Origin of the sequence: Kordiimonas sp. UBA4487 (assembly GCF_002389025.1) — a bacterium.
Taxonomy (GTDB): Bacteria; Pseudomonadota; Alphaproteobacteria; order Sphingomonadales; family Kordiimonadaceae; genus Kordiimonas; species Kordiimonas lacus.
In genome coordinates this window covers 240,455-250,723 of sequence record NZ_DGNR01000004.1, presented here as the reverse complement: position 1 = coordinate 250,723, position 10,269 = coordinate 240,455, and the positions used below count along the sequence as shown (strand labels likewise).

Sequence of the window (10,269 nt, the reverse complement as noted above, 5' to 3'; positions counted from 1 at the left end):
CAACGGAATAGGCCAGAAGCGGACAGTTATGCCCTTCCTTTTTTGGGGCTCCTGGAGTGGAGTATTTTCGAGGATCCCAATTTTTTGTACCTTTGGAGGCCGTCGTAGCCGCAGAAACTCTTGTGGCGTGGATGGTGCCCCAAATCTTTGTACCTTTGGCCTCTTGGGCCGGCTTATCGTTTCGGTCAGCTAAGTCGGGATTTTTTGAGGCATAATTTTTCGAGAAGTATTTTGCTAAGAGGAGATAGGCCGCCGGGTGCGTTTAGGGTAAGCCCAAACTTCGAATTGGTTCTTTCTTTTTTGATTTGTTCCGCGATTTTTTTTAGCTCGCCTGGCTGGACGTGTTTGAATCTGGCAGACATTGGGGCGCTTTCCCTAGGTTCGGTTCAGGTTAAAATCATACATAAAAAAATTAGAATATAAGTCTAAAATATTTATAAATGTGGTATATAAATATATATTGATGCCATATATATAAAATATCATCCTACGAGTCGATGCTGTTGGACTGGATAGAATGCTTGTCATTGTTCCGAAAAGCGACTTTCTCCCAATGGGTTATACAAACTTCTTTCTCAGGCCGAACAAATATGCATAGGGTTTCACCGAGGTGGAGCAATGGCTACCGACAACCATATATCCAAACATGTCGAAGAACAGGCTTTGTTGGAGCAGTCTGTCATACGTCCGCTTGCGGCAAAGTTTAGACTTTGCAATGCCGATATACAGCAGGCAATGAAAGCGCTCGGTCTGTCACGGTCTGCAGTTTACGCCCGGATTAAGCGTTGTCGGGAAAGGCCCTATCTTGATACGTTTCTTCCCAAGCCCCCCAAAAAACAGCCGGGTGTCATTAATGGCAGGCTACCCCTGGTCGTTGAACAAATCATCAAGCAGTGCATAGAAGAAGTTTACCTTGGGCGACGAGAGGGTACCGGCCCCAAAGATGTCTACGCCGAAGTTGAAACACGTTGCATAGAAGTCGGTGAAGATGTCCCATCTGAAAGTTCAATCTATCGCCGCATTCCAAAGAACCCAAAGAAGGTCCTCGCTAAAGCTGGAAAGCTGAAAGGGCCCTCAACAGCTTGGGACGCTCACCCCCGTCACCATTTCAAGCGATATCCACTTCAGGAAGTGCAGCTGGATCATACGATGACTAACGTCATGGCCGACTTGCGAGAATTTGGGTTGGGAGTGAGGCGCCCCTGGTTGACCGTGGCAATTGATATCGCGACGCGCGTTATCTACGGCTACTATTTATCTGTACGTGCGCCCACTTCTTGGAACTTCATGTTTGCCATTCTATCAGGAATGATGCCAAAGAAACATCTGTTCGAAAGCAGGGGGCTGTCTTTTGATGGATTGAAGAAAGCTGCAGAAACCGACCTAATGCCGTTTGACCGGCTGATGGAAGCGGTCAGTATGGACAATGGCTCTGATCTGAAAAGTGAGCATGTCAGATATGCCTGTTTGAAACTGGGAATCCATCCAAACTACAGGAAAATAGGAAGCCCATTTTTCGGCGGTCATGTTGAGCGCTTGATAGGCACATTGATGGGGCGAACCAAGATTTTACCTGGAACGACCTTCAGTAACACAGTCGAAAAGTCTGATTATGACTCGGAAAAGGAAGCGTTGCTGACCATCGATGAACTGGATACCTGGTTTCTGTTGGACATTTTGAGATACCATCATACCAAACACCGGATCCTTGGATGTACACCTTTGCAAAAGTATGAAGAGCTTAAAGGTGAAATGCCGCCTAGCGCCCTACGGCAGCCATCATTAAGCAGGTTACGGTATGCGTGTCTGCCATCTAAGGGGCTGAAGATTGGTAAGCAGGGCATCACCTTAGAGCACAGGACCTATTGGCATCCAGAACTGGAAGCAATGGGCGGCCTCGATGCAATTGTTTTTTATCAGCCGTGGGATATGCGAACAGCTTCACTCAGCCTTGATGGCTTGTCTGAACACCTTGAATTGCAGCTCTCTCCAGACGGATCGGACATTTTTCATCACGATATTTGGCACCTAAAGCGCCACGACCCGGTAATGGTTGCGGAAACCAAGCGTCAGGAGAGGTTTGCCAACCTCATGCGTGTGGCGGAGCTGGAATTTATTGATGAACGGCGAAAAGCCAAGGAAAAGGCTAGGCGAGTTAGTGTCCGGAATGACAAGCAAGTCAACAAAGCTGAAACCAAGCTGTTGCCTGCAAATGAAATAGTTGTCTGCGCAAGCAATATTGGAGACGAGCTATGACGGATGAACATGTGTTCGATGCTGTTCGGCCCTGGTTGGGTGAACCTGTGGAGAAGCGTATAAGCTTGGCGGAGCAAGACCGGTGGTTCGAGGTGTCCACCCTCGGCCCCGTGCTAAGAATGGCGCAGCGCTTGGTTCATCAGCCAGACCGGCTCCGTCCAAGGTGTATGCTGGTGGCAGCAAGACCCGGCATGGGGAAGACAGCGTTGGTTCACGAGCTCATTCGACGTTTCCCGCACAAGCAAGACGGTAAAAATGGTGTTACAGCAATACCAATTTTGCATTGTGAGCTTGAGCCGCCAGCGCATCCCAACAAGTTATACGCTGCAGTTGGCAATGCTCTTGGCCTGCCGCTTGACACAGTTCAGCCCAAAGATGTGCCCTCCATCATAAAGCTGCAACTAAAGGAATTTGATGTGCGGGCGATCGCAATTGATGAGCTGGGATTATTGGCGCATTCCAATATCAAAGTAGCGAGAGACTGCTGTAACATCCTAAAGTGGTTAGGCAATGTCACGCAACGGCCCATCATTGGATTGGGTACACCAGAGATAGTTCCGATTTTTTCCCGTGATACACAGTTGTCTAGTCGTTTCAGGCGTTGGGAAATACCGATTTGGACAATTGGTACAGCGTTGCAGTCCTTTGTGAAAACACAGTTGATGCATTTGCCGCTGCGAGAGCCCTGGGAGTCAGAGATCCTTGAGAAGCCTGGGCTTTCTCTCCTGCTGAAGAACTCTGATGGCACCACTAACGGGATTGTGGAAATCCTACGAAATGCTGCCGTTGATGTACTGTCCGAAGGTAGGGAGCGCCTTTGTCTCGAAGATATTGAGGCAGCTGTGTGGTAGGATGAAACAGGCGCAAAATAGTAGGTATACGTTGCCAATGGCTCCTCGTCCTTACCGGGACGAGCCTTTAGATCACTGGTTTTCTCGCCTAGCCCATGCTCATTGCCTAACGCCAAAAAAACTCCTTAAGTCTCTGAATACACATGGTGTGAATATTGGCGAGGAGGAGGTTAACGGAACATGTTCCCCAACATCATTGCAGCGCCTGGAGAGGGTGTGTTGGATGGAGAGTGGGCGCCTCAAGAAACTACGAGAGACGGGGACGTGGTTTTTGTCGGATGTCGCGGAAAAGGGAACCTGTCCATGTTGCTACGGCGAAGATATCGTCTCTAAAAGGGCTCCCTTTGTCCGGAGACTATGGAGAAGCCCTCTGTACCTGATCTGCGAGAAACACGTGGTCCCCATCATTACCGGCAGCGATTTCTGCGGTGAGCGCGTTTTTCAAACACTGCCTTTCTTTGGTGGCACGACGCGCAGCATATATCGGACACTGCTACGAGTGCAGCAAGCTGCTTCTGGGCAGGGCGAATACTTCAAATGCCCAATTGGTTTCTCAATTTATTACGATGTTATGGATACCCTGCATGCAGGCGTAATCGCCCAAGGCATAGATTTTCGAAAGAAAATGAGCTTGTTTCAATGCATCAATAACATCGGCGAACATGAAACCGATGTACTGTTCAGCTGCAAGCCGAGATTGTCGCTCGCCAGCCGCAGACTCTCGTCATTCCAACTAATACCTTCGCTCAATTACCGTCGCGCACTATTTTTTGGTGCTGCTTGGTTGCTTTATTTGTTCGGCACAAAACGTTGGCGCAAACTTGAGAAGGAAGTCGAGGAGCCAACTTTGGAGCGTTTTGATGCGCGGTCCCAAAAATGGCGGTCATGGAACCTCGAAGGGATTATGAGGAAGCTGATACCAGCATTTGATGAATTGGATGTGTCTTAAAAACGGTCGTTTTTGAGACATCAAACAGGCAGATTCTGCATCTGCCATTTTTTAGGGGAAAGCTGTCTTAAAACTCGTCTTTTTGTCTCATTGAGTAGGGCTGGTTTTTAGACACGTTTTTGAGACGGAGATGAGCAAATACCGGATCGGATATGTTCGGGTTTCAACCCATGAGCAGAATCTGGACCTTCAACTGGATGCCCTGGAGGCATACGGCTGCGACCAGGTCTTTGAGGAAAAGGGCAGCGGAGCCAAGCGCGATCGCCGACAGCTGGAGAACATGCTGTCGCAACTTCGGCCGAAGGACCAGGTGATCGTCTGGCGGCTGGACCGGCTGGCCAGGTCACTGAAACACCTTCTGGAGATCATCGACGTGATCCAGGACCGCGGGGCGGAATTTGTCTCCATCACTGAAAAGCTGGATACCTCATCCCCGGGTGGCCGGCTGATCTTTCATGTGTTCGCCAGTATCGCTGAATTTGAGCGCGAGCTGATGATAGAGAGAACCCGTGCTGGATTGGCTGCTGCACGCGCTAGGGGCCGCCTGGGAGGCCGCCCTCGCAAATGGGACGATAAGGACATTCTGATGATGAAGTTGCTCATGCTAGAGCCAAACAGGAACGTTAAGGCCATATGTGATCGGTTCGAGATCAGTCGTGCAAGTTTGTATCGGCTGGCCAAGTAGTTTGGTTGGGGGAATGAGCCTGTTGAGTTTCGGTCCGCGCATTTCAATAGCCTTTGAGCTAAATATAGTTAGATATTCAACTTTTAGTGGCTTTATGTAATTGTCCAGATTGTTTTCAACTTTCTGCTATCGGGGGACTGAAATTGGAGAATTTTGAGAGGCTATGGAAGCCATTGGTGGCTGTAGAAAGCGAACTAAATGAGAAAGCGTATCGCCTCTCTGAGCTAGAAAACGAATCCCTGCTTATTCTTCTAGGAGAAGCAGGGATTGGAAAATCTCAAGCTCTAAAAACAGAGTACGAAATTGGCAAAAGAAATAGCGTACCCAGTGTATTCATTGATTTGGGAAAAGTCACGTCTTCAGAGGACATTTTCGCACCCATTTTTGACCAAGCACAGGCATTATCAACCTCTCAGAATACAAACAATGCGCTCCACGTCTATTGCGACGCTTTCGATGAAATTGCTTTGGAAAAAACATCTGTCTTGGGTTGGCTTGCTAAAGCCATCAACGAGTTACCGTCAGATTTACGAGAGGGCAACCGAGTTCGTCTGCTAATTTCCACGCGCCCTGTAGCTTGGGAAGCCGCGCATACAGACACACTAAAGTCTGCCTTAAGAATTGACGCAAAAGACGAAGTACAATTTGTGCTTCAACCACTGATCGAGCACGATGTGGAAACTGCTCTCGGGCAAGACAAGTATGAAAAAGTTCCTTCCAATCTTAAAGAACTGCTACGTCGCCCAATATTTTTAGCGCTCTATATCGAAGCAGCCAGCGAGGATGAATCAGACACCAGCGTTGCTGGCCTTTATGAGCAATTCGTTCGCCATAGAATTTATAAAACGGTTTCACTCTATGATGAGGTAGAGCTTTATTTCCTTATTCTAGGAAGGCTATCTCTTCTTAGCTTAATGGCGCACAAGTCTCTCATTTCTTTGAATGCACTGCCTCAATCTCTCGAAGAGAACCAGTTCCATTGGTCTGAAATTGTAGGTTCAAAGATAACAACCAGAGAAAAAGCTACAGGCCAAGAAAGGTCTTGGGAAGTTGACGAAGAGCTTGCTTGGAAGGCTCTTAAAGTTGCCCCGTTAATAAAAAAAACAGGTGAATGGGAACACAAATCCTACCCAGAATTCATGGCGGGTTATTATCTGGCTAACCTGCCTAATGCCCGCCACTTAACAGAAGAGTACCTCGGCTCCCCTACTGGCACTGATGATCAATGGAGACCAGCGGAGTCAACAATTGAAATCCTCAAGTGGGCTTCATGTTTCAACAAAGCAGTTAGAAGCAAACTTATACAGTCGGCACCCGACACGCTTGCCCGGCATGACCTGGCAATGTGGGATGACGAGTCGAAACACCACCTAGTTGATAGCCTTCTATTAGCTCTCTCAGACGAAAAATTTTACGACTGGGGTCTAGTGGAGCTGTCCACAGTTTCTCAACTCCACCATCCTACCATTGTCTATCAACTGAGAACGGCCATTCAAGATCTAGATCTCGGCGTGATGGCGCGGCGCTTCAGCATCAACTTGGCAGAAGAGTTTGGCCTTAACGATCTAACAGAAGACATTTGGAACATTGCGAAAAATGAAAAGGAACCCAGCCATTTAAGAAGAGAAGCGATATCCGCGGTTAACAAGCTATCAGAAGAGTATTCGAAGCAATTCAAAGAACTGCTGGTGAGCCTGAATAGCCGAGAAGAAAGTGGCGAAGAACTGCGAGGGAAACTGCTCAATATCCTATGGCCGAAGTTTTTATCCTTTGGCGAACTGCTCGGCTTCCTCAAACCAGTACAGAAGCAAAGCTACATCGGATTTTATCACCATTTCTTGTGTGAGTTAAAAGTAGAAAATCTCAACGCTAGAGAAGCGTTGCAGGCAATTGAATGGCTTTCAACGGACGACCTTTCGGACGATTATTCTTTTAAACGAGCGAAGGCCAATATCTGTGCAGCTATAATTCCGAGACTCGATAATGAAAAGGTTCGCGAAGCAATTGCAGAGAACATCGAATCTATTAGCGAGATTGGCTATTACGCTTCCAGAGATGAACGCCTTCCTATCGATGACGCTTCCAAATCCTTGTCATGGGATATCCGCAGAGACCTTATTAAGAAAATTCGTACAGTGCGCGAAGGTGCTGTCGAAATGTACTGGTATAGCTTTTCCCTTTTTGATCTCGTCAGAAAGTCAGATTTTGAACAAATAAGACGCGAACTGCTGACAACGAAACTCGACGACGAAGATATGCTCTTAGATATACTGTTTAGGTATATCTCAGGGCGGAGTTTCGATGAAATCGAAGAGGTTTGGAAGCTTCTAAATGATCTAAAAACATCAAAGCTTTCTAGGCGTTATAAAAAACTCGATGAACGCCTTCAGAACTATTTCTCTTGGGAGATAAAAAGCGGCCATTCAAAACACGAAAAGGAGCGATGGCAAAGGGAGCAGAAAAAGACTGCTAAGCCAGACCTGTCCTTGCAGGAAGTGTTAGCTAATACTGAAGACCGTCTCGAAGGCCAATTGCCGCAACAATGGTGGCAACTAGACTACGCCCTTATTCTTCGTGAGAAAGTGAGCAAGCACGACGGCGCGAGAAATCACTACCAAAACGATTTGGAAGCAGACCTCGCTAGTTGCCAAGCTTGGAAAGAGCTGAGCGACGACAAACAGCGAATATACCAGCAACATATGCTGGACTATATCAACCTGGAACCGTTGTCAGATGATTGGGACAAGGGAGATGGTTTGCACCGCCCCGCTGCGGCTGGCCTCAGAGCTTTAATCTATTTTTGCGTACAGGAACCCCAATTTCTCAAGAACATTACAGAATCTGCATGGCGGCATTGGGCAGCACCTGCATTCCGAATTCGGCTGACCAGTAACAATCAAAACTTTCAGACGACAAAGCTATTTGCTGAGCTATTTGCCAGAGTTCCCGATTGTTGTATCAAAGCTATCAAAGCATGGCGAGATACTGGCGCTCCAGTTAATTTTCCAAGCGAAATAATCTCATTCTTTGCAGACACTGCGGATGTTTCAGATGAACTACTCAGCGCGTTATGGGAGGCCGCCAACAGCCTGAAGACTAACATTGGGGATGCACGCCAGATTGTTCGCTTTTTAGCTGGTCGGCACTATCCTGTGTTGGTTGAAGAGGCCTTTAACACAATCTCGTCAATTGATGCGGATACTGAAGTAGACACCGAACAAGATCAGCATTTTCCCAACCTTAAAGTCACAATTGCCGCTGAAGTTCTAAGGCTGAATTTGAAAAATAGCTGGAAACTTCTCCGAGAAAAGCACGCCCTCCATCCCCAACCTGCCGAATGGTACTTGATGGCAGTTGCTGATCGAAATCGATGGGGTGAAGTGTCGATCATCAAGCCTCTAAAAGAAGAAGACTTGTATTTCCTATACAAAATCTATCTTGCCGCCAATTATGAAAGGCAAGACGGTTTTGTATCGGCATATGACCAACTAATGGAAGTGTGCTCCGCAGCGGGAAGTGAGCTTAAATCTCGTGGCACAGAGACTGCGGTTCAATACTTCGAGAAACTATTTTCAGAGTTCCCTGACACACACCTTGTCAAGAGTTGGCTAGAAGATGCTAGGCGAAAATATGCCGATTCTAAACTCAACGTAATTGACCTAGAAAAGCTCAAAAAGGCTCTTGGCAGCAAGTCCACTAGAGCAAACTACAAATCTTTAATTGAAGCCCAAAATCCCGCTCCAAAGCAGTCAGAGAAAAAAGTTGAAGCGCCAGAAGCTATTCCTGATCCAGATGCACCTATTCAGGAACCTACAGCGAACAAAACGATCAATATATTGTTAGTAGCATCTGAATGGAGTTCTTCCAAAGGGGGGCTTTCCACACTCAACAGGCAACTTGCAATTGCTTTAGCTGAAGAAGGGCATCGCGTTACATGCTTAGTGCCCAAGGCAGAGTCTGCGGACAAATCTTCGGCACGAGCTCAAAAGGTTACATTGATAGACGCAGGTGCTGAAGAACCTGGAACTGCACCTTTCCATGCACTTGACAACCTATACCATTGGCAGCCGTCTGACGGTGACCACTATGACTTGGTCATTGGCCACGATCTCATAACAGGAAGGCACGCCTATCAAATTAAGAAAAAACTCAATGCAAGGTTAGCCATTGTTTACCACACAATTCCTGATGAAATAGAACTGTATAAGCATGAGAATTTTAAGCACGGTTCTGAAAAGGGCGACCAAAAAAGCAAAATACAGAAATCGTTGTGCCAGCATGCCTGTGTAAACATAGCAGTTGGTCCACGCATTTTGGATCATGTAAGGAACTATTCTCCCGACGCACTTTATTTGGTTCCGCCTATAAATAGAGATTTTATGACGGTTAAGGGAAAGGTAGGGGATGCCAAATCGCCGACATGGTTCTATTTTGTGGGACGAATGGAGGACGCATCATTGAAGGGGTGGGGTTTACTTCTTGCCGCATGCGTTCAAGGTCAAGAGCAAGGTATTATTGGCAATTTCAAGTTAAGGCTGCGAGGCTTCGACGACTTTTCCTATGCGGAACTAGATAAAGACAGAAGTAAGCTTCCTGTAAGTTCTAAGATAAAAAGTTACGCTATCGATCTGGGTGATCTTATCGACGATTTTAACTCAATCGACTGTCTCGTAATGCCATCACGTGCTGAGGGGTACGGATTGGTAACTGTTGATGCAATTTCGGCTACACGTGTCTTCCTCATTTCAGACCAGAGCGGCGTTTTTCAAGAAATACAGGCATTAGTCGAGGGGACCGATTTAGAAGAGAAGCTTCCTCAATATACTCTGAATATTTCTAACGACGACGACCTGCTTCGGGAAGAAATAATTGGGAAGCTGAAGCACGTTTGCGACAACCGTGAGGAAGCTCATCAGTTTGCAAGTGAACTTCACAAGCTAGCCAAAGCGAACTGGACGTATCATCAGATGATCGAAGGCTTGCAACGCTGGATCAATGATGGCCTTCCTTGCAAGTGTAATTCAGAAAGGAATTAGCAAGAAGAAGGGCCCTCTTTCTACTGCGAATAAGGGTGGTTGAGGCTTAAGCGGGCTAGGTGGTAGGGGGTAGTGTTCCTTGGGCGCTTGATAACCTGGTTACACATCGATCAGTGATCGAAATAAAAATGCGTGGTTGCGCAATAATCGTAAAAATCAGCCCCATTTTGGCCTGTGTCAGAATGGGGCGTTTCTTTTCTAAAATTACCCACTTTTGAAATGTCCTGAAACTGTGACGCAGAATCCAGCGATTTGTGACCGACGACAAAGGGACGCCACGCTTTCCAGTCGGGGCCTTTATTTTTTTCTTGTATTAGAATTAGAATTCTGATTCTAATTCTAATACAAGATCCCTTTTGGGGCGGCGATTGCGTCAGCCTGGGCTTTTGCCCGGCGTCGGTCGCTGTGTGTTGGTGCGGTGTGCCGGGCCAAGGGGGTGTTTCGAGTTTTGTAGTGCGTAGCGGGTTTCGAGTATCACGGCAGGGAAGCCGG

At 47.2% G+C, this 10,269-nt stretch carries 5 protein-coding genes and 1 pseudogene; all 6 read left to right on the top strand.

Going from position 1 to position 10,269, the window contains the following annotated elements:
• The first annotated feature begins 618 nt into the window (after positions 1 to 618).
• The 6 genes and pseudogenes from B3Z17_RS04850 (at position 619) to B3Z17_RS04830 (ending at position 9,777) form a co-directional block, all read left to right on the top strand.
• Entirely contained in the window at positions 619 to 2,256 is a 1,638-nt protein-coding gene (locus tag B3Z17_RS04850; protein ID WP_286828792.1) for a Mu transposase C-terminal domain-containing protein, read from the top strand.
• Positions 2,253 to 3,107, top strand: a complete 855-nt coding sequence (locus B3Z17_RS04845; RefSeq protein ID WP_286828791.1) for a TniB family NTP-binding protein — start codon at positions 2,253 to 2,255, stop codon at positions 3,105 to 3,107. The genes B3Z17_RS04850 and B3Z17_RS04845 overlap by 4 nt, the downstream gene beginning before the upstream one ends.
• Positions 2,998 to 3,495 (top strand): annotated as a pseudogene (locus tag B3Z17_RS19640) (TniQ family protein); the annotation flags it as partial. The gene B3Z17_RS04845 and the pseudogene B3Z17_RS19640, both read left to right, overlap by 110 nt.
• A gap of 6 nt (positions 3,496 to 3,501) precedes the next feature.
• A complete protein-coding gene (locus B3Z17_RS04840; protein ID WP_286828790.1) occupies positions 3,502 to 4,056 on the top strand; it encodes a hypothetical protein in 555 nt (184 codons plus the stop codon).
• Positions 4,057 to 4,186: 130 nt separating this feature from the next.
• Positions 4,187 to 4,741 carry a recombinase family protein gene (locus tag B3Z17_RS04835; RefSeq protein ID WP_286828789.1) on the top strand — a complete coding sequence of 185 codons (555 nt, stop codon included), beginning with the start codon at positions 4,187 to 4,189 and terminating at the stop codon, positions 4,739 to 4,741.
• A 176-nt stretch (positions 4,742 to 4,917) separates the two neighbouring features.
• On the top strand, positions 4,918 to 9,777 hold the full coding sequence (locus B3Z17_RS04830; protein WP_286828788.1) for a glycosyltransferase family 4 protein: 4,860 nt from the start codon (positions 4,918 to 4,920) through the stop codon (positions 9,775 to 9,777).
• Positions 9,778 to 10,269: the final 492 nt, after the last annotated feature.

Bases quoted from the DNA above. Each gene is read 5' to 3' on its own strand.
- B3Z17_RS04835 (WP_286828789.1), top strand. From the start codon at position 4,187: ATGAGCAAATACCGGATCGGATATGTTCGGGTTTCAACCCATGAGCAG.
- B3Z17_RS04850 (WP_286828792.1), top strand. From the start codon at position 619: ATGGCTACCGACAACCATATATCCAAACATGTCGAAGAACAGGCTTTG.
- B3Z17_RS04845 (WP_286828791.1), top strand. From the start codon at position 2,253: ATGACGGATGAACATGTGTTCGATGCTGTTCGGCCCTGGTTGGGTGAA.